25 protein-coding genes and 1 tRNA gene are annotated in these 23,712 nt (G+C 65.2%); 17 read left to right on the top strand and 9 right to left on the bottom strand.

Going from position 1 to position 23,712, the window contains the following annotated elements:
• Positions 1 to 43: 43 nt before the first annotated feature.
• Both copD and copC read right to left on the bottom strand, forming a co-directional pair.
• Positions 44 to 979 carry a copper homeostasis membrane protein CopD gene (gene copD, locus ACM9ME_RS11165; RefSeq protein ID WP_415643539.1) on the bottom strand — a complete coding sequence of 312 codons (936 nt, stop codon included), beginning with the start codon at positions 977 to 979 and terminating at the stop codon, positions 44 to 46.
• Positions 980 to 981: 2 nt separating this feature from the next.
• On the bottom strand, positions 982 to 1,359 hold the full coding sequence (gene copC / locus ACM9ME_RS11160) for a copper homeostasis periplasmic binding protein CopC (RefSeq protein ID WP_415643538.1): 378 nt from the start codon (positions 1,357 to 1,359) through the stop codon (positions 982 to 984).
• 175 nt (positions 1,360 to 1,534) lie between these two features.
• On the opposite strand from copC, the gene ACM9ME_RS11155 reads away from it, so the two are divergent.
• Genes ACM9ME_RS11155 through ACM9ME_RS11145 form a run of 3 tightly spaced genes read left to right on the top strand, consistent with a single transcriptional unit; the run spans position 1,535 to position 2,831 of the window.
• Entirely contained in the window at positions 1,535 to 1,813 is a 279-nt protein-coding gene (locus tag ACM9ME_RS11155) for a hypothetical protein (RefSeq protein ID WP_415643537.1), read from the top strand.
• Positions 1,813 to 2,250 carry a periplasmic heavy metal sensor gene (locus tag ACM9ME_RS11150; protein WP_415643536.1) on the top strand — a complete coding sequence of 146 codons (438 nt, stop codon included), beginning with the start codon at positions 1,813 to 1,815 and terminating at the stop codon, positions 2,248 to 2,250. Before ACM9ME_RS11155 ends, ACM9ME_RS11150 begins: the two co-directional genes overlap by 1 nt.
• Positions 2,251 to 2,261: 11 nt before the next feature.
• Positions 2,262 to 2,831 (top strand): RNA polymerase sigma factor, encoded by a 570-nt coding sequence (locus ACM9ME_RS11145; RefSeq protein ID WP_415643535.1) that lies wholly within the window; start codon positions 2,262 to 2,264, stop codon positions 2,829 to 2,831.
• 33 nt (positions 2,832 to 2,864) lie between these two features.
• Here the strand turns inward: ACM9ME_RS11145 and ACM9ME_RS11140 are convergent, their stop codons facing one another.
• Positions 2,865 to 3,134: a metal-sensing transcriptional repressor gene (locus ACM9ME_RS11140; protein ID WP_415643534.1), complete on the bottom strand. Its 270-nt coding sequence runs from the start codon at positions 3,132 to 3,134 to the stop codon at positions 2,865 to 2,867.
• Between the two features lie 75 nt (positions 3,135 to 3,209).
• On the opposite strand from ACM9ME_RS11140, the gene ACM9ME_RS11135 reads away from it, so the two are divergent.
• The 7 genes from ACM9ME_RS11135 (at position 3,210) to ACM9ME_RS11105 (ending at position 13,847) form a co-directional block, all read left to right on the top strand.
• Positions 3,210 to 4,535, top strand: coding sequence for an MFS transporter (locus ACM9ME_RS11135; protein ID WP_415643533.1), 1,326 nt, complete (start codon positions 3,210 to 3,212; stop codon positions 4,533 to 4,535).
• A gap of 88 nt (positions 4,536 to 4,623) precedes the next feature.
• Positions 4,624 to 4,926 carry a hypothetical protein gene (locus tag ACM9ME_RS11130; RefSeq protein ID WP_415643532.1) on the top strand — a complete coding sequence of 101 codons (303 nt, stop codon included), beginning with the start codon at positions 4,624 to 4,626 and terminating at the stop codon, positions 4,924 to 4,926.
• 51 nt (positions 4,927 to 4,977) lie between these two features.
• A complete protein-coding gene (locus ACM9ME_RS11125; protein WP_415643531.1) occupies positions 4,978 to 6,237 on the top strand; it encodes a TolC family protein in 1,260 nt (419 codons plus the stop codon).
• Positions 6,234 to 7,382, top strand: coding sequence for an efflux RND transporter periplasmic adaptor subunit (locus ACM9ME_RS11120; RefSeq protein ID WP_415643530.1), 1,149 nt, complete (start codon positions 6,234 to 6,236; stop codon positions 7,380 to 7,382). Before ACM9ME_RS11125 ends, ACM9ME_RS11120 begins: the two co-directional genes overlap by 4 nt.
• Complete coding sequence (locus tag ACM9ME_RS11115) at positions 7,379 to 10,615, top strand: efflux RND transporter permease subunit (RefSeq protein WP_415643529.1); 3,237 nt, start codon at positions 7,379 to 7,381, stop codon at positions 10,613 to 10,615. Before ACM9ME_RS11120 ends, ACM9ME_RS11115 begins: the two co-directional genes overlap by 4 nt.
• 152 nt (positions 10,616 to 10,767) lie before the next feature.
• Complete coding sequence (locus ACM9ME_RS11110; RefSeq protein WP_415643528.1) at positions 10,768 to 12,702, top strand: copper resistance system multicopper oxidase; 1,935 nt, start codon at positions 10,768 to 10,770, stop codon at positions 12,700 to 12,702.
• Positions 12,699 to 13,847, top strand: coding sequence for a copper resistance protein B (locus tag ACM9ME_RS11105; RefSeq protein WP_415643527.1), 1,149 nt, complete (start codon positions 12,699 to 12,701; stop codon positions 13,845 to 13,847). The genes ACM9ME_RS11110 and ACM9ME_RS11105 overlap by 4 nt, the downstream gene beginning before the upstream one ends.
• Positions 13,848 to 14,077: 230 nt before the next feature.
• Here the strand turns inward: ACM9ME_RS11105 and ACM9ME_RS11100 are convergent, their stop codons facing one another.
• Positions 14,078 to 15,154, bottom strand: coding sequence for a transposase (locus tag ACM9ME_RS11100; RefSeq protein WP_415643526.1), 1,077 nt, complete (start codon positions 15,152 to 15,154; stop codon positions 14,078 to 14,080).
• Positions 15,155 to 15,226: 72 nt separating this feature from the next.
• Here ACM9ME_RS11100 and ACM9ME_RS11095 point away from each other — a divergent pair, with 72 nt between their 5' ends.
• On the top strand, positions 15,227 to 15,883 hold the full coding sequence (locus ACM9ME_RS11095; protein ID WP_415643525.1) for a DUF305 domain-containing protein: 657 nt from the start codon (positions 15,227 to 15,229) through the stop codon (positions 15,881 to 15,883).
• A gap of 81 nt (positions 15,884 to 15,964) precedes the next feature.
• Here the strand turns inward: ACM9ME_RS11095 and ACM9ME_RS11090 are convergent.
• Positions 15,965 to 16,056, bottom strand: a tRNA-Ser gene (locus ACM9ME_RS11090).
• Positions 16,057 to 16,170: 114 nt separating this feature from the next.
• Here ACM9ME_RS11090 and ACM9ME_RS11085 point away from each other — a divergent pair.
• Entirely contained in the window at positions 16,171 to 16,893 is a 723-nt protein-coding gene (locus ACM9ME_RS11085) for a DUF1134 domain-containing protein (protein ID WP_415643524.1), read from the top strand.
• A gap of 88 nt (positions 16,894 to 16,981) precedes the next feature.
• Here ACM9ME_RS11085 and pyrC read toward each other — a convergent pair whose 3' ends face one another.
• Positions 16,982 to 18,016: a dihydroorotase gene (pyrC, locus tag ACM9ME_RS11080; protein ID WP_415643523.1), complete on the bottom strand. Its 1,035-nt coding sequence runs from the start codon at positions 18,014 to 18,016 to the stop codon at positions 16,982 to 16,984.
• A gap of 56 nt (positions 18,017 to 18,072) precedes the next feature.
• Between pyrC and ACM9ME_RS11075 the strand changes: the two genes are divergently transcribed.
• The gene (locus tag ACM9ME_RS11075) at positions 18,073 to 18,504 is read left to right on the top strand and encodes an RrF2 family transcriptional regulator (RefSeq protein WP_415643522.1); all 432 of its coding nucleotides are present in this window, start codon (positions 18,073 to 18,075) and stop codon (positions 18,502 to 18,504) included.
• A gap of 107 nt (positions 18,505 to 18,611) precedes the next feature.
• Here the strand turns inward: ACM9ME_RS11075 and mscL are convergent, their stop codons facing one another.
• Positions 18,612 to 19,052 (bottom strand): large conductance mechanosensitive channel protein MscL, encoded by a 441-nt coding sequence (gene mscL, locus ACM9ME_RS11070; protein ID WP_415643521.1) that lies wholly within the window; start codon positions 19,050 to 19,052, stop codon positions 18,612 to 18,614.
• A gap of 87 nt (positions 19,053 to 19,139) precedes the next feature.
• Here mscL and ACM9ME_RS11065 point away from each other — a divergent pair, with 87 nt between their 5' ends.
• The 4 genes from ACM9ME_RS11065 to ACM9ME_RS11050 are packed head-to-tail and all read left to right on the top strand — an operon-like array spanning position 19,140 to position 21,739.
• Positions 19,140 to 19,718 (top strand): LemA family protein, encoded by a 579-nt coding sequence (locus ACM9ME_RS11065; RefSeq protein WP_415643520.1) that lies wholly within the window; start codon positions 19,140 to 19,142, stop codon positions 19,716 to 19,718.
• Positions 19,719 to 19,722: 4 nt separating this feature from the next.
• A complete protein-coding gene (locus ACM9ME_RS11060; RefSeq protein ID WP_415643519.1) occupies positions 19,723 to 20,586 on the top strand; it encodes a TPM domain-containing protein in 864 nt (287 codons plus the stop codon).
• Positions 20,580 to 21,251, top strand: coding sequence for a TPM domain-containing protein (locus tag ACM9ME_RS11055; protein ID WP_415643518.1), 672 nt, complete (start codon positions 20,580 to 20,582; stop codon positions 21,249 to 21,251). The genes ACM9ME_RS11060 and ACM9ME_RS11055 overlap by 7 nt, the downstream gene beginning before the upstream one ends.
• Entirely contained in the window at positions 21,248 to 21,739 is a 492-nt protein-coding gene (locus ACM9ME_RS11050; RefSeq protein WP_415643517.1) for an NUDIX hydrolase, read from the top strand. Before ACM9ME_RS11055 ends, ACM9ME_RS11050 begins: the two co-directional genes overlap by 4 nt.
• A 6-nt stretch (positions 21,740 to 21,745) precedes the next feature.
• Here the strand turns inward: ACM9ME_RS11050 and ACM9ME_RS11045 are convergent, their stop codons facing one another.
• Entirely contained in the window at positions 21,746 to 22,552 is an 807-nt protein-coding gene (locus ACM9ME_RS11045) for a LytR/AlgR family response regulator transcription factor (RefSeq protein WP_415643516.1), read from the bottom strand.
• On the bottom strand, positions 22,549 to 23,640 hold the full coding sequence (locus ACM9ME_RS11040; RefSeq protein ID WP_415643515.1) for a sensor histidine kinase: 1,092 nt from the start codon (positions 23,638 to 23,640) through the stop codon (positions 22,549 to 22,551). Before ACM9ME_RS11040 ends, ACM9ME_RS11045 begins: the two co-directional genes overlap by 4 nt.
• Between the last annotated feature and the right edge of the window lie 72 nt (positions 23,641 to 23,712).

The raw sequence follows: 23,712 nt of genomic DNA, 5'->3' as shown, positions 1-23,712 counted from the left end.
ACACCATGTCAGGGTCAAGGGCCGAAATCGGGGCGGTTCGCAATCATGAACTGCCTGCCGCCGAAGCGATAGGTTCAAGGGTTCCCAGCCAAGCGACGATTCCCAGTACAGCCACGGCGCACGCCGTCTCCAAGCCAAGGCTGCGCCGCAGCGCGCCAATGGCGCGAGCGTGGTTTCCTTGATCAATCGCCGCCTCAAGCGCGGGGGTCAGCAGGTAGCGATTTACCGACGCCAACCCGATCATCGCGACGAAGACCATCACCTTGGCGACGAGCAACTGGCCATAGAGACTATCGCCGATCACGCGCATTCCTGCGAGCCCGACCAGCAGCCAGGAATTGATGAGCCCGGAAACGACGATCACTACCACCATGACGGTCCCCGTGATTGAGAAACCTTCCAACGCACGGTGCGATAGCGCCAGGTGCGATGCGTCGATGCGCGATGCGCGGCGCATCACCAGCATCGACAGTCCCAGCAGCGCACCGATCCATACCCCCGCGGCGATCAGGTGCGCGATGTCGGCACACAGATGCAGCCAGCCAATCGCGCCATCGTCCATCTCGCCGTGTCCCGTCCACGCCAGCGTGGCGATGGCAACACCGCCAGCCAAGGCGATGACGGACAAAGCCCAGCCGGGCCGCTTCCACCCCATCATCGGCACGAGCACGACCAGCGCGAGCGCCGCCATTCGCACTATCCAGGCGGCTCCCGCCGCCGTCTCCGTCACCAGCATCGTGACCGTCCCGCGGTCGATCGCCGTCAGCGGCACGCCCGCCATCGCCGCCGCCATCACCAACAGCCCGAGTACCGACAGGACGATGCCAAGCGCGCCTGCGTCAACCATCACCGGTCGGAGCGGCAGAGCCGTGCCGCGTTCGGAGCCGCGCAGGCTCAGCACGCCGAACGCGGCGAGCCCGAACGCCGCCATCAGATCCAAATAGAGCGCGAACCTGATGGCGACGCCGAGCGCGTCCAAAGTCACTTCACCTTGAACGCATAGCTGCCCTGGACGCGATGAGTGTCGGTCGAGACGACGTGCCAGTCGAGCTTATAGGTGCCGCGCGGCAGCGGCTTGGCGAGCGCGAGCACCAACGTCTTGCCGTCGGGGGCGACCGATGCCTTGAGCGCCATCTTCATCGGCGATTTCATCTTCATCCCCGGCATGTCGGTCATCGACAGGTCGGCACCCGAGAATTGCGCGACCAGCCCTTCCGAGAACGATAGCTGGAGACGCGTGGGTGCTGCGACGACCGCGTTCGCGGCGGGGTTGGCCGACAGCAGCTTGGGATGGGCGAAGGTCGGGGCGCTCGCGAGAGCGGCGGCGGCCAGTGCCGCGACAAGGGACAGGGAACGCATGATCGTAAACTCCATCGACCGGCACCATTCGCCGGTATCGGTGGATACGCGCTTTGGAGGCGCAGCCCTCGCGGGTCTCCACCATTGCTTCGCCGATCTCTTGAATACGAACGCCGCGTGCGGGATGTTCGAGGGGAGAAGGCTGCGTGCGCGTATCGAGGATATGGAGACGAACATGACGACCGATATCGATGCTGCCCTCCGTCGCCTCGCGAGTGAAGAACACCCGGGTCTTGCCACGATCGACGGGACCGTGATGGCGCGCATTCACGAGCGCCGCCACTCCGAGGCCGCGTTTGGCGCTCCGCTGATGGTTATGGCGGCTCTCGGGGCGATCGCCTTGGGCGTAACCGCCGGAATGCTTCCAGCGGCCCCGGCCGCTGCGGCATCGCTGTCGCCGTTCGGTCCATCGAATCCGCTCGCGCCCTCGACGCTGCTGGCCTCGGATCGCTGATGGTCAACCGTCGCACGTTGTTCGTTGCGTTGATCGCCTTCCTTGCGGCGATTGTCGGTGTCAGTGTCGGCCGTGTGCTGATCCCTACGCATGCTGCGAAGGGGTCCGAATTGCACGAACTTCTCCATCACGATCTGAAGCTCGACGCCAACCAGCAGGCCAAGCTCGACGCGCTCGAACAGCGCTTCGCAGTTCGGCGGCAGGCGCTCGAACTGGAGATGCGTGCGGACAACGTCAGGCTCGCCGACGCGATCGAGGCCGAGCATGGCAACGGTCCGCGCGTCTCCGCCGCGGTCGATGCCTCGCACCGGGCGATGGGCGAGCTGCAGAAGGAGACGCTCGCCCACATCTTCGCGATGAGGCAGATCCTGCGGACGGACCAGGCCGCCGTCTTCGATCGTGCGGTGGTGAAGGCGCTGACGACCGACGCCCGTTGACTCGGGATCCGGTGAGATTGGACTTGTCGACGCTGTCCGACGGCGATCTGGCGTCGCTGAGTCTGGTCGGCCGCGAAGCGGCGTTCACCGAGATCGTGCGCCGCCATCGCAGCGTCCTCTATCGTCTCGCGCTCGGCAATATCGGCGATGCCGACGAGGCGCTCGACATCGTGCAGGAGACATTCGTTTCCGCGCATCTCGCGCTGAAGCGTTATGACCCCGCTCGACCGATGCGCGCGTGGCTGGCGGCCATCGCGATCAACAAGTGCCGCGACTGGGGACGCCGCCGCGCGGTGCGACGGCTCTTCTCGTTCGCGCTGCCGATCGAGGGCGTGGTCGAGAACGTCGCCGACGATCGACCCGGCCACGACGTTGCGGCATCCGACCGTCAGGAGCTGGCGCGGTTGCGCCGCGTGATCGCGGACCTCCCCACGGCGTTGCGCGAGCCGCTCGTCCTGCACACCATCGAAGGCATGAGCCAGGCGGAGACGGCATCGATCCTCGCAATCACTGAGAAGGCCGTTGAGACTCGCTTGAGGCGCGCGCGGATCAGGCTTGCCGAGCTTCTCGACCGACGGTGAACACGCCTTGGAGAAGCCGGCGACCGGTCGATGCTACCAATATTTGGAGATCGCGCGAAACTGCTCGATCGCCTGCTGCGGCCCTTCGCCTTCCTCGGCATGGACGAGGCAATGGTCAATATGATCGTTGATCAGCGCGCGTTTCGCGCTCGCGATGGCGTTCTCGACCGCCTGTAGCTGCTGGGCAACATCGACACAGGGGCGTTCCGCCTCGATCATCTCGACGATGCTGCGCAAATGGCCGCCAGCGCGGTTCAAGCGCTTGACGATCGCGGGGTGGCTGGTGTGAGCGGTGTGGGCCATCGGCGCTTCCTTCCACGGTCGCGGCACTCTGTCGAGAGCGGTTGACATATCCCCCCTTGGGGATACGAGAGCGTCATGCTGGCTGTCCTTGCAAATCGCACCTACCGACACCTGTTCCTGGCGCAGATCATCGCGCTGATCGGGACCGGCCTTGCGACCGTCGCGCTCGGGTTGCTCGCCTACGACATCGCCGGAGGCAATGCCGGCGCGGTCCTCGGCACGGCACTGGCGATCAAGATGATCGCCTATATCGGCGTCGCGCCTATCGCCGGCGCGTTAGCCAACCGCGTGCCGCGCCGGGCCTTGCTCGTCACGATGGACGCGATCCGCGCGGGCGTCGCACTCTGCCTGCCGTTCGTCGACCAGATATGGCAGGTATATGTCCTGATCTTCGTCCTGCAATCCGCATCGGCGGCCTTTACCCCGACGTTTCAGGCGACGATCCCCGACGTGCTGCCCGACGAGCGCGACTATACGCGCGCTCTGTCGCTGTCGCGGTTGGCCTATGACATGGAGAGCCTGACCAGTCCGATCCTCGCCGCGGGATTGCTGACGGTCATCAGCTACCACTGGCTGTTCTCGGGCACCGCGATCGGGTTTGTTGCCTCCGCGATGCTGGTCGTCACGGCCGTCCTGCCGCGCCCCGAGCAATCGAGGGACGGCGGCGGGATCTACGACAAGACGACGCGCGGCATCCGCATCTATTTGAAGACGCCGCGGTTGCGCGGGCTGCTCGCGTTGACCCTCGCGGCGGCCGCGGCGAGCGCAATGGTGATCGTCAACACCGTCGTCATCGTCCGCGGCCTTGGTCTCAGCCAGCGCGACGTCGCACTGACACTGGCGGCGTTCGGCGGCGGGTCGATCACCGCCGCGCTCACTCTGCCGCGGATCCTCGACCGTGTCGCGGACCGAACGGTGATGATGGTCGCGGCAGCGGTCATGACGCTCGCGCTGGCGGCTTTGGCTGCGGTGGCGGCGACGATGACGCCGGGCGTCGGCTATTGGCACGTTCTGCTGGTCGGCTGGCTGGTGATGGGCATTGCCTATTCGGCGAGCGTGACGCCTTCGGGGCGGCTGCTCAAGCGGTCGGCCAACGCCGACGATCGCCCCGCACTGTTCGCTGCGCAGTTCGCGCTGAGCCATGTGTGCTGGCTGGTCTGCTATCCCCTGGTCGGCCAACTTGGCGCGCGCGTGAGCATGGCCGCAGCGTTCGCAGCCATGGCAGTGCTCGCCGCGATCGGCACGACGGCGGCGTGTCTCTTGTGGCCGGCGAACGATCCAGATGTCGTCGCGCATAGTCACGGCGACCTTGCCGACGATGACGATCACGCCCGCGTTCACGCCCAGGGCGATCACCCGTTCGTCATCGATCGACGCCATCCCGACTGGCCGAAGGCGTGACGTCGCTACATCCTTGCTGCGACGCGGCCTGTCGCATAGGCTGGCGATCGTGACCTCACGCCGACCCCGATCGATGGTTATTGCGACCTTGCTGGCGTTTATCGCCGTGCTTGGGATGGTCGCGCTGTCCGGCTGGCATGGCGCGACCATCCACGACGACGATCCCGTTCACGCGGCGTCCGTGGAACACAGCCACGCCGACAAGGATCAGGAAGATCCGGACGGTGCGATCCATCTGGCCGCGCACGCCGTTGGCCAGAGCCTCGCGGTCCCGGCGCATATCGAACCGTCGCATCTGGTCACGGAATTGGCGTCGATCTGGCCAAGCGGCGAACCCGCCGGCCTTCGAGGTCTCGATCCAACGTCACTATTGCGTCCACCACGAGCCTGATCCCGCGCGCGATGCGGTGCGCAGTGGTTCACTCGTGCAGGATGATCGAACATGGACGGCTTCAACCGCCGGTGGCGCGCTTACGCGCTCGCCGGCACGCTCGCGGGCTTTAGCCTGGCGGGTTCGGCGTGGGCGGAGCCCGCGCCGCCCTTCGCGCAACTTCTGCGGCAGACCGGGGACTCACCGCGGATCGCTGTGCTCAATGCCGAGATCGCGCAGGCCGAAGGTCTGGCCGAGCAGGCGCGGGCACGACCCAATCCGACGATCACCGTCTATGGCGAGAATTTCGGCGGGACTTCGCCTTATGGTGGGTTCGGGCGGACCGAGACGACGCTGCAATACAACCAGCCGTTCGAACTCGGCGGCAAAAGGTCCGCCCGGATGGCGGCGGGGCGCGCAGGCGTCACTGCGGCAGAGGCGCGCGGTCTCGCCGGTCGCCAGGCCTATGCTTATGAGCTCGCGCGCGCTTACGCCGCCGCCGAGATCGCTGATCGGCGGATCGGGCTGGCCGAAGATGAGGTTGAGGAAGCGACCGCCGATCTGAAGGTCGCCCGCGCGCTGGTCGGTGCCGGAAAGGAAGCTCGGCTTCGCCAGCTCCAAGCCGAGACCGAACTCAACACGCTGACCGCCGAACTCGAAGGTGTGAAGGCGGGGCGTACCGCAGCGTTCGCACGCCTCTCTGCGCTGGCCGGCGTCGAGATGCCTTATACGAGCCTGTCGGCATCGCTGCTCGATCGGCTCGCCGCACAGCCCGCGTCTGGACCAATCGACCCGCTCCAGAGCGCCGGGTTCCGCGCAGCGGAGGCCGAACGCGAGGCGGCGTCACGCCGCGTCACGGTCGAGCGCAAGCGCGCCATTCCCGACGTCACCGCACAGATCGGCGTCCGGCGGCTGGAGGCGGATAACGCGACCGCGCTCGTCGCCGGGGTGTCGTTGCCGCTTCACATCTTCGATCGGAACAAGGGCAACATCGCCGCCGCTCAGGCCGAGCTGCGCGGTGCCGAGGCGCGTGCGGCGTCGGCGCGACTGGAAGCACTAGCGGGCGTGCAGTCGGGCCAGGCGCTGGTTGCCGCCGCCGATAGGCGCGCGCAGGCCGCAGCGCGCACCATGGCGACGGCGGAGGAAACCTATCGCCTCGCCCGCATCGCCTATGAAGCAGGCAAGTCACCGCTGATCGAACTGCTCGCCGCGCGCCACGGCCTCGGTGTCGCACGCGGTGTCGTCCTCGACGCCGCCGCCGCGCGCCTCGACGCCCGCGCCAGCCTCGCCCGCCTGTCGGGCCTCACCATCACCGGAGAACCGGTCCAATGAACGACAAGAACCGCCTATATGCCGGCGCCGCGATTGGCCTGGCCGCAGCCGCCGCGCTCGGCTTCGGCGCCGCGCGCCTGACCGCGCCGGCCCCGTCCGAACCCCAATCCGCGGAAACATCGGCGGCGCCGACCGACGCGGTCGCGATCGACGACACGGGCATCCGGACGTCCGAGATCGTCGTCGCCCCCGCCGCGTCGGGCGAAATCGACGCAGCGATCCCAGCCTCGGCGACGGTCGAGGCGACACCCGATGCCGAAGCGGTCCTGACCGCGCGCGCGGCCGGCACCGTCACCCGCATCCTCAAGCGAATCGGCGATCCAGTGCGTGTCGGCGAGACCGTGGCGCTGGTCGAGAGTCGCGACGCCTCCGCGATCGTGGCCGACCGCTCGGTGGCCTCTGCGCGGGTAACGCTCGCCAGCCGCCAGCTCGCGCGCGAGCGCTCGCTGCTGGCGCAGGGCGTCAGTCCTCGCGCCGACTACGAGACCGCGCAGGCCAACCTCGCGGTGGCGCAGGCCGATGCTCGCCGCGCGAACGCCGCCGCCGGTGCCGTGCGGGTCGCCGGCGATGGTCGCTCGGTCGCCGTGGTCACCCCGATCGGCGGGCGCATCACCGCCGCGCCCGCCAACCTCGGGCAGTATGTCGCGGCCGAGACCGAGCTGTTCCGGGTCGCCGATCCGCGCCGGTTGCAGATCACCGCCAGTCTGCCGCCCGCAGACGCGAGCCGCGTCCGGGCGGGTGATCGCGTCGAATTGACGACGAGCGACGGCCTGACCCTCGAAGGTCGCGTTCGATCGGCAACCGGTGTCGTCGATCCGGAGACGCGCGCAGCGACGGTCATCGTGACACCGACCGCGGGCGGATCGACCCTCGTCCCCGGCCAACTCGTCCAGGCGCGTGTGTTCGCGAGCGGCGGCGCCACGCGCGACGGCGTGATGGTGCCGCAGGACGCGGTGCAGACGATCGGCAGTCGCACCGTCGTGTTCGTCCGCACGCCCGGCGGCTTCAAGGCGCAGAGCGTGCAGATCGGCAGCCGCAGCGGCGGCCTCGTCGCGATCGCCTCGGGGCTGAAGGCGGGCACGCCGATCGCCACCACCAACGCGTTCCTCCTCAAGGCCGAACTCGGCAAGGAGTCGGCGGAATGATCGCGCGCATTCTGGGTTTCTCGGTCCGCGCGCGGTGGGTGGTCGCGTTCCTGACGCTGCTCGTCGTCGCGTTCGGGACGTGGCAGATCACCATGCTGCCGATCGACGCGGTGCCAGACGTCACCAACCGCCAGGTCCAGATCAACGCCTTCGTGCCGACGCTCGGCCCTGTCGATATGGAGAAGCAGGTCACCTTCCCGGTCGAGACCGCGCTGTCGGGCATCCCCGGCCTCCAGATGACGCGCTCGCTAACCCGCAACGGATTCAGCCAGGTCACGGCGGTGTTCGAGGATTCGACCAGCATATACTTCGCACGCCAGCAGGTGACCAAACGGCTTGCCCAAGCCGCCGACAGCCTGCCCGCCGGGGTTCAGCCGCAGCTCGCGCCGCTGACCACCGGGCTTGGCGAGATCTTCATGTACTCGGTCGCGTTTCGGCATCCCGACGGCAAGGGCGGCGAGCATCGCGCCGGCCAGCCCGGGTGGCAGCCCGATGGCAGCTATCTGACGCCCGAAGGCGAACGCCTGACGACCGAACTCGCCAAGGCCGCCTACCTGCGCACCGTGCAGGACTGGATCATCCGGCCGCAGATGCGCGGCGTCACCGGCGTCGCCGGGGTCGATTCCAACGGCGGCTATGTGAAGCAATACGTCGTCGAGCCGAACCTCAATTCGCTTGCCGCCTACGGCCTGTCGGTCACGGAACTGGCGGACGCGCTGGAGCGGTCGAACCTCTCCGCCGGGTCCAACTATGTCCGTCGCGCAGGCGAGAGCTTCCTGGTCCGCGCCGACGCGCGGCTGCGATCGATCGCCGACATCGAGGAGGCGGTCGTCGCCACCCGGAACGGCGTGCCGGTGCGCGTGCGTGACGTCGGGCAGGTCGTGATCGGCGGCGCGGTGCGCACCGGTTCGGGCAGCCTGATGGGGTCGGAGGCGGTAATCTCGACCATCCTCATGCTGACCGGTGAAAACAGCCGCATCGTCGCGACCCGCGTCGCCGACAAACTCGTACAGATCAACCGCACGCTGCCGCCGGACGTGGTGGCCGCGCCGGTCTATAACCGGTCGAAATTGGTCAATGCGACGATCGCAACGGTTGAGAAGAACCTGATCGAAGGCGCGTTACTCGTCATCGTCGTGCTGTTCCTGCTGCTCGGCAACATCCGCGCGGCGCTGATCACCGCGGCGGTGATCCCGATCACAATGCTGATGACCGCGGCGGGGATGAACGGCCTTGGCGTATCGGGTAATCTGATGAGTCTGGGTGCGCTCGACTTCGGGCTGATCGTCGATGGCGCGGTCATCATTATCGAGAATGCGCTGCGGCGCCTGGCCGAACGGCAGGAACATCAAGGTCGCCTGCTCACCCGCCTCGAGCGGCTGACCGAAACCGCCGAAGCCGCGCGCGAAATGGTGAAGCCTACCGTCTACGGCCAAGCGATCATCTTCCTCGTGTTCGTGCCCTTGCTCACTTTCCAGGGCGTCGAGGGCAAGACCTTCGCGCCGATGGCGACGACGCTTATGGTCGCGCTGGCCAGCGCGTTCGTGCTGTCGATTACCTTCGTTCCGGCGATGATCGCGATCGTCATCACCGGCAAGGTCAGCGAGACCGAGGTGCCGCCGATCCGCTGGTTCAAGGAGCGATATGCCCCGCTGCTCGCGAAGGCGGTGGCGCGGCCGCTGCCGTTCATCGCCGGCGGCGCGGGCGTGTTCCTGGCGGCGGTGCTGATGTTCGGCGCGCTAGGCGAGGAGTTCATGCCCCAGCTCGACGAGAAGGACATCACGGTAACGAACTTCCGCATCCCGTCAGCATCGATCGACCAATCGACCCAGATGCAGCTCAGGATCGAGGATGCGCTGAAGTCGCTGCCCGAGGTGGCGCTGGTGTTCTCGAAAAACGGCAACGCCGATCTCGGCACCGACCCGATGCCGCCCAACGCGTCCGACACCTACGTCATTCCCAAGCCCGAGAGCGAATGGCCCGAAGGCGTCAACAGCAAGGCCGATATCCTCAAGCGGATCGAAGCGAAGATGAAGCCGCTGATCGGCAACCGCACCGAGATCCAGCAGCCGATCCAGATGCGCTTCAACGAGTTGATCGCGGGCGTCCGATCGGACGTTGCGGTCAAGCTCTACGGCGATGATCTCGACGCGATGACCGAGCAGGGCGCGAAGATCGCGGCTGCGTTACGCACGATTCCGGGCGCGGCAGACGTGCAGGCGGAACAGACCTCCGGCGCACCGACGTTCGACATCCAAGTCGATCGGCAGGCGGCGGGCCGATACGGCCTGTCGGTCGAGGAGGTGGCGAACACCGTCGCCGCCGCGCTCGGCGGACGCGAGGCGGGGCTGCTGTATGAAGGCGACCGGCGCTTCGACGTGGTCGTCCGGCTGCCCGACGCGCAGCGCGACGACATCGAGACGCTGGGCGCGATCCCCGTGATGCTCGCATCAGCGGAAGGTCAGTCGGCGCGCTCGATCCCGCTGCGCGAGGTCGCGCGGTTCCGCTATACCGAGGGGCTGAACCAGATCAGCCGCGAGAACGGCAAGCGGATGGTCGTGATCCAGACCAATGTACGCGGTCGCGACCTCGGCGGCTTCGTCAATGAAGCACAGGCCAAGATCGCCGGCATGACGCTGCCGTCCGGAATGTATACCGACTGGGGCGGCACGTTCGAGAGCCTGCAGTCGGCGCGGCTGCGGCTGATGATCGTGGTGCCGATCTGCTTCCTCGCCATCTACGCCCTGCTCTACCTGGCGCTGGGCGGGTTCGTGCCGGCGGCGATCGTGTTCAGCGCGGTGCCGATGGCGCTGGCGGGCGGGGTGTTCGCGCTGCTGCTGCGCGGCATCCCGTTCTCGATCACCGCGGCGGTCGGATTCATCGCTCTTTCCGGAGTCGCGGTGCTCAACGGACTCGTGATGATGAGCTCGATCAGCAAGCGGCGCGACGACGGCGAGGCCGCCGACGACGCGATCATCGGCGGTGCAATGGAGCGTGTCCGTCCGGTGATGATGACCGCGCTGGTGGCGAGTCTCGGCTTCGTGCCGATGGCGCTGGCGACCGGGACCGGGGCCGAGGTCCAGCGGCCGTTGGCGACGGTGGTGATTGGCGGGTTGATCACCTCGACCGCGCTGACGTTGCTGGTTCTGCCGGCGATCGCCGCGTTCGTCGCGCGCAGCGTCTGGCCGAAAGGTTACCGCCCCGAAGAGAATGCCGGGACGATATCAACCTGAAGAAACGGGATCGGAATTCTTGCTGACTGCGGCTTGACCCTAACACCATGTCAAACACCATGTCCTCAAAATCATGGAGGATGCGCGAGGGCTGAAGGATTGCGCCGCGTATCCAACGGTAACAGCGCAACTATCCGTTCGACAGGATGATCATGAATCACGTTTTCGACCGCCGCCAACTCCTGCGCGGCGCTGGCGCCGCCGGCGGCGGCCTAGCGCTGGCCGCATGGATGCCGGCCTGGGCGCAATCGGTGTCGCCGGGGCTGGTCGCACCGCTTCCCACCGTGTCGGGTGACGACATTACGCTTCGGATCGCGCGCCAGACGATGATGATCGATGGCCGCGTCTCGAAGGCGATCGGCATCAACGGCACCGTGCCCGCGCCGCTTATACGGCTGCGCGAGGGCCAGAACGTGCGGCTGAAGGTCATCAACGACCTCGACGAGGACAGCTCGATTCACTGGCATGGCCTGCTCGTGCCCCCGCAGCACGACGGTGTTCCCGGCATCTCGTTTCCCGGGATCAAGCCCCGGTCGAGTTACCTCTACGAATTTCCGATCAAACAGAACGGCACCTACTGGTATCACAGCCATTCCGGCATGCAGGAACAACTCGGCCATTACGGGCCGATCGTCATCGATCCGGCCGGGGCCGATCCAGTCAGGTTCGACCGCGAGCATGTCATCGTGCTGTCCGACCACAGCCAGATGTCGCCCGAAGCCATCTTCCGCGCGATGAAGATCAATCCCGGCAACTTCAATTTCCAGCGCCAGACGCTCGCCGGCCTGCTTCCCGGTCGCGACCAGCCGCTCAAGGATCGCATGGACTGGGGCAAGATGCGGATGGACCCGGCCGACATCTCGGACGCGACCGGCGCGGCCTACACCTATCTCGTCAACGGTCACGGGCCACGGGACAATTGGACCGCGCTGTTCACGCCGGGTCAGCGGGTCCGGCTGCGGGTCATCAACGCATCGGCGATGACGACCTTCAATGTCCGCATCCCCGGCCTCCGGCTCACCATCGTCCAGGCCGACGGGCAGAACGTGATGCCGGTCGAAGTCGACGAGTTCCAGATCGGCGTCGCCGAAACCTATGACGCCGTCGTCACCCCGACCGAGGACCGCGCCTACACGCTTGTTGGAGAATCGATCGACCGCTCGGGCATGGCGCGGGCGACGCTGGCGCCCCGCGCCGGAATGGCTGCCGAGGTGCCGCCCTTACGCAAGCGGCCGCTCGCGACCATGAAGGACATGGGGATGGACATGGCGAACATGCCCGGCATGGAGGGCATGGACATGTCGGGCGGCGACATGACGCGCGGCGTCGATCCGACCGCCGAGCAGAACACGTCCGCCAAGCTGGCAACCGCCGCCGGTGCGGCGATGGCGATGGGCAAGCCGGGCGCCGCGATGCCCGGCATGGATCACGGGGCAATGGCGGACATGGACCATTCGGGCATGGCCGGGATGGATCACGGATCGACGGCTGGGATGGCGGGTCACGACATGGCCGGGATGGACATGGGGTCCATGAAGATGCGCGACTTCTCCTATGCCCCCGAAGTGAAGAAGGGACCCGGCGTCCAGACCATCTCGCCGATGCCGATGGATCGTACCGGCGAGCCAGGCCAGGGGCTGGAGGACGTCGGCCACAAGGTGCTCGTCTATAAGGACCTTATGGCGCTTACGCCCAACCCGGACGTCCGCGCGCCGTCCCGCAGCATCGACATCCACCTGACCGGCAACATGGAGCGGTTCATGTGGTCGTTCGACGGCGAGAAGATGTCCGACGTCCACATGCCGATCCCTTTCATCGAGGGCGAACGCGTCCGCGTGAACCTGATCAACGACAGCATGATGGGACACCCGATCCACATCCACGGCCATTTCTTCGAGCTGGTTACGGGACATGGCGACCACGCGCCGCGCAAGCACACCGTGATCGTGCAACCGGGCGGCAAGGTGACATGGGACTTTACCGCCGACGCGGTCGGCGACTGGGCGTTCCACTGTCACATGCTCTATCACATGATGGCGGGGATGATGCGGACCGTCAGCGTCCGTCCGAAGGGGGCAGCGGTATGAGCCTCGCCGCCGTACTCGCGGTCACCGCCGCCATCGCCGTCGCCGCACCGGCGGCCGCGCAGGATCACTCGATGCACAACATGCCCGGCATGACGATGCCGGCTCCCGCTAAGAAGCCGACTCCTAAGATGCCTGCTGCCCGTAAGGTCGGGGCCACGCCCGCGCGCCGCGCGCCGGCAAATGCCGCACCTAAGCCCTCAGCCGACGGCGCCATGCCGGGCATGGCAATGCCATCGACCAAGCGGTCTCAGCCCGCGAAGGCCCAGGACGCGATGCCGGGTATGGACATGGGCACGCCGAGTGGTGGCTCGTCGATGCAGTCGATGCCCGGAATGGACATGTCGGGTGGAGCCAAGAACTCGGGCGCAATGCCTGGCATGGCGATGACCGGCACCGCGCTTCCCGCTGGCGACGCCCCGGCTCCACCGCCGCCGATGGACCATTATGCCGACCGGCAGTTTCCAGCATCCGAGATGGCGCGCGCCCGTAACGACATGATGCGCGATTCGGGGGGACGCAGTTTCTCGCAGATCATGTTCAATCTCGCCGAGGTACAGATCCGCAACGGCCGCGACGGATATCGCTGGGACGGCGAGGGTTGGTTCGGCGGCGACATCAATCGCCTCACCGTAAAGACCGAAGGCGAAGGCGTGTTCCGTGAAGGCGTCGTGTCCGCCGAGATCCAGGCACTCTATAGCCGGGCGATCGGCCCCTATTTCAACCTCCAGGCTGGCGTGCGTCATGACTTCCAGCCGTCGCCGACGCGAACCTACGCGACCGTCGGGTTCGAGGGACTCGCTCCCTATTGGTTCGAGGTGGAGGGCGCGCTGTTCCTGTCGAACAAGGGCGATGTGCTCGGTCGGCTTGAGGGTTATTACGACCAGCGCATTACGCAGCGAATGATCCTTCAGCCACGCGTCGAATTAAACCTCTCGGCGCAGGACGTGCCGGAGAATCGCCTAGGCGCGGGTCTGACCAACGCCGAGATCGGGCTTAGGCTGCGTTACGAGATCAGCCGTCAATTCGCTCCGTATGTCGGCATCTCCTACGACGCCAAGACCGGGCGCACCGCCGACTTCGCGCGTGCCGACGGCGACAAGGCGACATCGACGAGCTTGGTTGGCGGGGTGAGATTCTGGTTCTGATACCGAACGACGATCAGTCCTGATCCCGTGGAAGCGATTTCGGAAACATGGGCGGCGGGGCGTCGATCAAGGGAGAAACAGGATGCAGGGCGGCGATGAAAAGATGGGCACCCACATCAACATGTCACTGGCGCCGGCGGCGGCGTGACGACAGCGCGGTGTGCCTCTCTGTCGTTTTGAAGGCGGTGCTTCCGGCTGGTTCTGCCGGAAAGCGGCTTCGCTGGGCGTAGCTATCCCATGGCGGCCCGTCGTTCGTGGAAGATCAGGCGGTCGATGTTGTAGGCGAGGTTGGCGAGGGTGATCTTCGCCTCGGCTCGCACGATGCCGATGGTGCGGATGAACAGCCCCATCTGGTTTTTCTGCCGAGCGAACACATGCTCGATGCGGGCACGCACGGCAGACCTGGCCGCGTTGGCACGTGCGGTGCGTGCCGGCATCGGCTTACCCTTGGGCTTCTTGCGATGGATGCGGCTGACCCGCCCGATCGTCTTCAGCCAGGCCTCGTTGGATCGGCTGCGATACGCGGTATCCGCCCATACATCGGAGGCGGTGTTGTCGTTGGTCACCACGTCGCGCAGCATGCGACCGTCGAAGCGAGCGCCATCGGTGACCTTGCCGCGGCGGATGAAGCCGTAGCGTCGGCAGATTGCGATGCTGCTTTTGTAGCCGAAGCTGGGGATGGCGATGTCGATCCCTGGCCTGCCGCCAGGCAGCGGCCTGGCTTTGGCGAACTTCACCGTCCAGCGCGCATCGACATCCTTCTGCGCCGCTTTGGCCGGCTGATCCGGCCAGATCTCGGCCGCGCTCTTGCCCTCCTTGATTGCGTCCTTCTCGGGCGCGGTGTTGCGCTGCTTGGGCGCCGCGACCAGCGTCGCGTCCACGATCTGACCCCCCATCGGCAGATAGCCGCGCTCCCGCAGTTGCCGGTCAAAGGCGGCGAACAGCGCATCGATCGCGCCGGCGCGGGTCAGCTTCTCGCGGAACAGCCGGATCGTGTTCTCGTCGGGCGTGACCGCACCCAGGTCAAAGCACAGGAAGCGCAGCCAGCTCAGCCGGTCGCGGATCAGGAACTCCATGCGCGCATCGCTCACCGTGTTCTGGGCTGCCAGGATCAGCACCTTGAACATCGCCACTGGATCGTACGGCGGCCGACCGCCCTTGGCGCCGTCGCCATAGGCCAGCGCCTTCTCCAGCGCCGGGCGGAATACCTCGAAGTCCACCACCCGCCCCATCGTCTCCAGCGGATCGCCGCAGTCCGACAACCGCTTCAGCTGATCCGAAAGCCCGAACAATCCCGCCTGACGCATCTGCCGCCTCCCTCGTCAGGCGCAGTGAATCACCTTCGACCAGATCACGCCAGGGTTATTGGGGGTGCCCAGATGAAAATGGGTTACGGCCGGTTCGCGGCGATGATCGCGACTTCGACAGTTGTCATGTTTGGGCTCATGTACCTCAACACCTATGCTCTGGGTCACGTGTTCTACAGTCAGACGCGCACGTGGATGGCGGTCTACATGGGCGCGGTGATGGCGATCATCATGCTCGGCTTCATGTGGTCGATGTATTCGAACCGGCGCGTCAACTTGGCAATCATTGCGGGCAGCATCGTAGTCTTCGCCGGGGCGCTGTGGCTGGTTCGAAGCCAGGAGACCGTCGACGATGTTTCTTGGATGAAGGCGATGATTCCGCACCACTCGATCGCGATCATGACCAGCGAACGCGCCCACATCAAGGATCCGGAGGTTCGCGAGCTGGCTGACGGCATTATCGACGCGCAGGTGCGCGAAATTGCCGAGATGAAGGCGATGATCGCACGGCTGGAGGCTAGGCCCACGCCGAATGGCGCGCCTGATCTGCCGCCTTACCGCGACAAGGGCGTTGCTCCACCAGTGCCCCGACCGACGAAAGCGCCGGCATCAACACGTTGCAGCCGATCGAATAAGTGTCCGAGGTCTGAGGTAATCGGGAATGCTCACCGGTGCCCCCATCCTCAATCGCACCGTGCCCCCGAAATGCCCCCAAGGCGACCTGACTAGCATGCTTAACTTATTTAAATTCAATGACTTGCCAACACTAGCCTTATTATTAAGTCATTGATAAATAAGGATTGTTTTTATTGGCGGAGACGGAGAGATTCGAACTCTCGGTACCGTTTAACGGGTACGACGCTTTAGCAAAGCGTTGGTTTCAGCCACTCACCCACGTCTCCACGCGCGTTTGGCAGATGGTGCCTATAACCGGGGGCTTGCGCCGCCGCAATCTCCCTGATTCAGTGTAGCGACAGGTGCGGTGCGCTTTCGTGACCGCATGGGAGGGCTTGGTGATGCGTAAGTTCGGACAGGCGATCGCGGCGGCGTTGCTGATGTGGGGCACGACCGCGCCCGCGCAAATGCAAACGGTCGATCCCGACAAGGCGGCGCAAACCGACACCACGCTCCAACCCGGCGAGCGAGGCTATGCGGTCAATCAGACCGAGCCAGCCCCGCCGCCACCGCCCGCGAACGACATTCCGCCGACCAACGCGCAGGGCCAAGTGCTGCCGCCGGCGTCCGGGACCAAGCCTGCGACGTATCAAAAGAACGACGTGATCGGCGCGGCCGAAGGCGTATTTGGCCGCGGCGCCGAAGGGCTGGGCGGAATCATCGAAAAAATTCTGAAGGATCAGGGCGAACCCGTCGCCTATATCGCCGGACGCGAGGCATCGGGTGCGATCGGCATTGGGCTGCGTTACGGGTCGGGTACGATGACGCACAAGATCGAGGGGCAGCGGCCGGTTTACTGGACCGGGCCGTCGATCGGGTTCGATCTGGGCGGCGATGCGACGAAGGTGTTCACACTCGTCTACAACCTCGACGATACGGCCGACCTGTATCGCCGCTATCCGCAGGTCGAAGGTCGCGCATATTTTATCGGCGGCTTTTCGGCCACGTATCTGCGCCGGGGCAACGTCGTGCTGATCCCGGTGCGTGCGGGCGTCGGCATGCGACTGGGCGCGAATATCGGCTATATGAAGTTCAGCGAAAAGAGCCGGATTCTTCCGTTCTAGCCCGAGCGCGGCACGCCGTAGCGGCGCAGCGGCGAGACTCGCGCCGGGCCGGCCGGCGGGCAGTCGGCCCGTCCGACGACATCGGATTTTACTCCGATGTCGGCCTGACCACGCGCCAAGTCAGCGTTTCACCGGCGTGGAACGGGATGTAGCCGTCAATCTCGGCGGGTACTGACAGTTCGGTGCGTTCGAGGGTCAGTGTGCCATCATTCAGCGGCAGCCCGTAAAACCGCGCGCCGTGTTCGCCGGCAAACCCTTCGAACCTGTCCAACGCGCCCTCTTCGTCGAACACGGTGACATAACTTTCCAGCGCGAAAGGCGCGTTGAAAATGCCCGCGCAACCACAGCTCGATTCCTTGGCCCCGCGCAGATGCGGCGCGCTGTCGGTGCCGAGAAAGAATTTGGCACTGCCCGAGACGGCGGCGGCGCGAACGGCGCGGCGGTGTTCCTCGCCCTTGAGCACCGGCAGGCAATAGGCATGCGGGCGCAGGCCCCCGTCGAAGATCGCATTGCGGTTGAGGTGGAGGTGCTGCGGCGTGATCGTCGCGGCGACGTTGGGGCCGCTCGCCGTCACGAAATCGACCGCCTGGCGCGTGGTGATATGTTCGAAGACGATCTTCAATTCGGGCAGCCGCGCGACCAGCGGCGCGAGCGTGCGGTCGATGAATACCGCCTCGCGGTCGAAAATATCCACGTCGCGGTCGGTGACTTCGCCGTGGACGCACAGCGGCATGCCGACTGCCGCCATCGCCTCCAATGCGGGCATGATGCGATCGATGGCGGTCACCCCCGCTGCCGAATTGGTCGTGGCGTGCGCCGGATAAAGCTTGGCGGCGGTGACGACGCCAGTCGATTTGCCTTCGCGGATCGTCTCCGGCGGCATGCCGTCGGTCAGATACAGCGTCATCAGCGGCGTGAAGTCCGCGCCCGTCGGCAACGCCGCCATGATCCGCTCGCGATAGGCCGCGACATCCGCGACGCGGGTCAGCGGCGGGGTCAGATTGGGCATGATAATCGCGCGCGCAAATTGCGCGGCGGTGTGGCCCGCCACCGCCTTCAACGCATCGCCATCGCGCAAGTGAACGTGCCAGTCGTCGGGCGTGCGGATCGTGATCTCATCCATAAAACGCCCTTTGCGGCAATTTGCCGTTCAGGTCCAAATCGCTATGGGATTGGTGGATGTTGACCCAGCGCTCCCGTTACGCCCTTCGCGCGATGCTGCTGCTCGCTGGAGAGAAAGCGGGCGCGGCACCCGTGCCGATGAGCCGCATCGCTGCCGAGGCGGACATTCCGCGCAAGTTCCTCGAAATCATTCTGGGCGAAATGCGTCAGGCGGGATTCGTTGTGTCGACGCGCGGCAAACAGGGCGGGTTTCACCTCGCGCGCGCGCCGCATCTGATCTCGTTCGGCGATATCATCCGCCAGATCGAAGGGCCGCTGGCGTTGGTGCCTTGCGTCAGCCGCACCGCCTATCGCCGTTGCGACGATTGCCGCAGCGAGGCGGCGTGCGCGATCCGCCGGGCGATGCTGTTGGTGCGCGACAAGACAGCGACGATTTTGGACGGCACCAGCCTGGCGGACGCGACCGCCGAGGATTTGCTCGTCGCTTGAGGCGCAAAGCCCGTCACCCTGACGAAAGTCAGGGTCCATTCTTCGTCCGTTTCAGACGGAGAGCCAATGGACCCCGGGTCAAGTCCGGGGTGACGATTGGATGTTCGCTAAACCTTAGGGCGCGCCTTCAGCTCGTCCCTGATTTCACGCAGCAACAGGACATCCGCCGGTGTCGCATCGTCGTCGTGCCGCTTGAGCACACGGTTGGCGGTCTTGACGATCAGGAAGATGATCCAGGCGAGGATCAGGAAATTGATCACCTCGGTGATGAAGTGGCCGTACGCAAACACCGGTACGCCGGCTGCTTTTGCCGCCGCGAGCGTGTGTGGCGCGCCGTCGGGCATCGCGCGCAACGGCGCGAACATGTTCGTGAAATCGAACCCGCCGGTCAGCAAGCTGAGGATCGGAGTGATGAAATCGTCGGTCAGCGCGGTGACGATCTTGCCGAACGCCGCGCCGATGATCACGCCGACCGCGAGGTCGAGCACGTTGCCGCGGTTTACGAAGGCCTTGAACTCGGCGACGATCGAAATGTGCGGTGCTCCCACTTGAACGCAACCATCATGCTCCCCACGATTGCGATTGCAACCCCGCGGCGGGGCAGTGTATTAGCCGTGCATAACAGAATGGAGTTCATGTCGATGAAGAGCCTTCGCACCGTCGCCTTTCTCGCACCGCTGGCGCTCGCCGGATGCGGCGTGAATTCCGTCCCGACCGCGGAAGAAAATGCCAAGGCGCGCTGGGCTGACGTCCAGAACCAGTATCAACGCCGTGCCGATCTGATCCCCAACCTCGTCGCGACCGTGAAGGGCGCGGGCGCGCAGGAAAAAGACATTCTGGTGCAGGTGACCAACGCCCGTGCCTCGGCCAACCAGATCAAGGTGTCGGGCGACGAATTGACCGATCCGGCCAAGATGCAGGCCTATCAGACCGCACAGAATGGGCTGAGCTTGTCGCTGCAGCGGCTGCAGGAGGCCTATCCCGAACTGAAGAGCCAGGCGAATTACACCACGCTGATGAGCCAGCTCGAAGGGACCGAGAACCGCGTGACCATCGCGCGCAACGACTACAACACGGCGGTGCAGCAGTATAACACGCGCATCCGCACCTTCCCCGACGCGATCGGTGCCAAGATCTTCTATGGTGCCAAGCCGATGGTTCCGTTCCAGGCGACCACGCCGGGTTCGGAAGCCGCTCCGAAAGTGAGCTTCTGACGCCGTGACATTCTGGCGGGCGCTGCTCGCCGCCTGGCTGGCTTTGCTGGCTACGGCGGCGACGGCGCAAAATTTCCCGAAGTTCACCGGGTTGGTCGTCGATGACGCGAACGTGTTGTCGCCGCAGACCGAGGCGGATCTGACCGCGAAGCTGCAGGCCTTGCAGCGCGATACCAAGCGGCAGGTCGTCGTCGCGACGATCGCCGACCTGCAGGGTTATCCGCTCGAGGATTACGGCTATAAATTGGGCCGTGCCTGGGGCGTCGGGCTGAAGGATGTCGACAATGGCGTCATCCTGTTCATCGCCCCCAACAACCCTCAAGGCCAACGCGGCCCGCGGATCGAAGTCGGGCGTGGGCTCGAGCCGATCATGACCGACGCCTTGTCGTCGGTGATCATCAACCAATCGATGATGCCGCGCCTGAAGGCGGGCGATGTGGACGGCGCGATGACCGCGGGCACCGACCAGATCGTCGCCCAACTGCGTGCGTCGCCGGAGGAGGCTCAGGCGCGCCTCGATGCTGCGACGCAGGCGTTTGATCGGGCGCACCAGCGATCCTCGGGCGGAGGCGGCGTGTCGCTCAATTTCATCTTCGTCATTCTCGTCATTCTGTTCGGTTTCGTTTTTCCGATGATCGGGCGCGTTGCCGGCGGGCGGCGCTATAGTCGCGGCGCGGGATCGGGGATCGGCAACATCATCTTGTGGAGCGCGATCAACGGCGCGCTCAACAGCGGGCGTTCTTCGGGTGGCGGCGGCATGTTTGGCGGTGACGGCGGCGGCGGCTCCAGCGGCGGCTGGGGCGGCGGCGGTTTTTCGGGCGGTGGCGGCGGCGGTTTCGGTGGCGGCGGAGCGTCGGGCTCATGGTAGGGCTCGACGATGCCGGACGCGCCCTGGTGTCGCAGGCGGTCAGCGACGCGGAGGGCACGACCTCGGGCGAAATCCTGACTGTCGTCACCGAACAATCCGATCCGTATCATGATGCGGCGATCCAATATGCGGTGTTGGTGATGTTCCTTGCGCTCGCCGCCTTTGCGAGCTTTCCGGCGCTTTACGAACGGCTGATCGGGTTGGTCTCGGGCGGCTGGGGCGATCTCGATTTCCGCAACCTGATGATCGTGATCATGATCGCGCTGGCGCTCAAATATTTCGGGACCCGGCTGATCCTCGCCTGGATGCCGCTGCGCATCGCGCTGGTGCCCAAATCGACCAAACGCCGCCGCGTCCGCCGCCGCGCCCTCGAACTGTTCAAGGTCGGCGCCGAAGCCCGCACCACCGGGCGCACCGGCATCCTCATTTACCTGTCGATGCGCGAACATATGGCAGAAATCATCGCGGACGAGGCAATCCATGCGAAAGTGCCCGAGGAACGCTGGGGCGACGCGATGGTCGCGTTGGTCGCCGAAGTGCGCCATGGCCGCGTCGCCGAAGGCATGGCCGCGGCCGTAACGCAGGTCGGTTCGATCCTGCGCGAAGGCCTGCCGCGCCTCGACGGCGATGTGAACGAATTGCCCGACCGCCTGATCGAACTGTGAGCCGCGAAACCGTCTGGCAGGGCCGTTACATCGCGGCGATGCGCGACGGGTCATGGGAATGGGCAGCGCGAGCGCGAAATATCGGCGCGGCGGTGATCTTGGCGGTCGATGATGGGCACGTCCTGCTGGTCGAACAGTTTCGCGTGCCGCTTAACGCGCGGACCATCGAATTGCCTGCGGGGCTGGTCGGCGACGAGACCGCTGGCGAAACTATCGAGTCCGCGGCGATTAAGGAATTGCGCGAGGAGACCGGCTGGATTGCCGGAAACGTCGAGCGGTTGGGGACGTTCGCGTCATCACCCGGGATGGTCAGCGAGACGTTCGAACTGCTGCGCGCGACAGGGTTGCAAGACAGCGGCGATGCGCCCGAGGACGGGATAGTGCTGCACCGCGTGGCATTGGCGGATGTGCCGGCGTTTCTTTCGCGCAAGCGGGACGAAGGTTTGGTCGTGGACGTAAAGTTGCTGGCTTTGCTGACGTTCGTCTGAGGCGACTTAGTGAACGAACCTGGCGACAACCTCTCGATACGACCGCGACACCTTCACCTGCGCCCCTGAATCGAGAAGCAGGAAACATTCGCCATTGGTGTGCGGCTTGACCTGTTTGACGTGGTCGAGATTGACGATCTGCGAGCGGTGGATGCGTTGGAACCGACGCGGGTCGAGGCGGCGTTCCAGATCCTTCATCGTTTCGCGCAGGATCAGGGAGTTTTCCGCCGTGTAGATGCACATGTAATCGCCCGCGGCTTCGACACGTTCGATCGTGTCGACCTCGACGCGGAAAATCTGGTTGCGATCCTTGATATTGATGATCTTTTCGTAGCGGTCGGCAGCCGGTCCCGCTTCGTCGGTCGCGATGGCAAGTTCCTCGGCAGCTTCGGGCGCATGCTCGGTCAGCACCTCCATAAGCCGCTCGGCGTCGACTGCGCCTTTCTTTTCCAGCAGCCGCGCGCGGACGCGTTCGAGCGTGTCGGCGAGGCGCGCTTCCTCGACCGGTTTCATGAGGTAATCGAGCGCGTCGGCCTCGAACGCGCGCAGCGCGTGATCCGAATAAGCGGTGACGAACACGAACAGCGGCGGCTCGATGTCCATCAACCCCTGAACCACCGAAAACCCGTCGAACCCCGGCATTTGAATGTCGAGGAACACCAAGTCTGGTTTTTCGGTCTTGATCTGGCGGATCGCCTCGCGCCCGTTGTTGCAGGTCGCGACGATTTCAACATCGTCGAACGCGGCGAGGCGGTGCTGCAGCCCCTGAATGGCCAGTGTTTCATCGTCGACGAGAATGGTGCGTATGGTCATGCGGCCTCTTGCAACTGCGCGTCGGTCACGAAGGGAATGTCGATCGTCACGAGGAACCCGCCTTCTGGCCGGTTCGTCATGTCGAACGTCTGATCCTCCCCGAAGGCCTGGCCCAACCGATCACGGATGTTGGGCAAGCCGACGCCGGTTGAGAAGCTGGGACGAACGCTGACATCGTTCAAGCCGGGGCCGGTGTCGGAGACGACAATTCGCACCCGATCCCCGACGAGCCGTGCATCGACTGCGATCTCCGCCCCCTCTTCCTGCGGCGTCACCGCGTATTTGATTGCGTTTTCGATCAGCGGCTGGAGCAGGAGCGAAGGGATGCGTGCCTGCGACGCGGCGGGATCGAGCTCGAACGTGGCACGGAGGCGTTCTTCGAAGCGCATCTTTTCGATCTCGAGATAGAGCTTCAGCGTCTCGAACTCTTGTGCGAGGCTGACTTGCGCTTCGGGTTCGTTGACCAGTGTGTAGCGCAGAAACGACGCCAAGCGGCTGAGCATCGCATTGGCGCGGTCGGTTTGCTTGAGCAGCACCAGTGTCGAGATGGAATTGAGCGTGTTGAACAGGAAATGCGGGTTGAGCTGATAGCGCAGCATCGCCAGCTGCGCCGAACTCGCCTGACCTTCGAGCTTCGCCAGTTGCACGCGCTGTTCCTCGGCGATCAGGAAGAAATTGATGCTGAAATACAGCGCCGACCAGGCGGCCAGGAGCAGCCCGTCGAGCAACACCGAAGCCAGCAGCAATGCCCCTTCGAAGGCGCCGCCCCGGTTGATCAGCGAAAACACGAACGCGTCGATGATCGAATAAGCCGACACCGCGATGACCAGCGAAATGACGCTGCCGATCCACAATAGCACCGGGCGCTGGCGGATCAGGAAGCGATAAACCGCCGCCATCACCAACGTCAGCGAATAGCCGGTGGCGGCGGACACCAGCACCGGGATGAAGAAGCTGATGCTCATCCCGTTGGCGACGCCCTGTGCCGCGCGGAGCATCAGATAGCCGGTCCAGCCCGCACCCTGGAGCATCCAGAACGCGCGGTCCTTGTCTTCGAAGAACGTCTTGGGGGTGGGCGGAGCAGCCATTGCGGGCGGGACTAGCAGAGCTTGGCGCCCCGTTCCAATCTGCTTCCAATCGGCGTAGGTTCCACGTCGAGG

Origin of the sequence: Sphingomonas antarctica (assembly GCF_965137005.1) — a bacterium.
Lineage (GTDB): Bacteria > Pseudomonadota > Alphaproteobacteria > Sphingomonadales > Sphingomonadaceae > Sphingomonas_O > Sphingomonas_O antarctica.
This window is presented reverse-complemented; position numbering and strand designations above follow the sequence as displayed.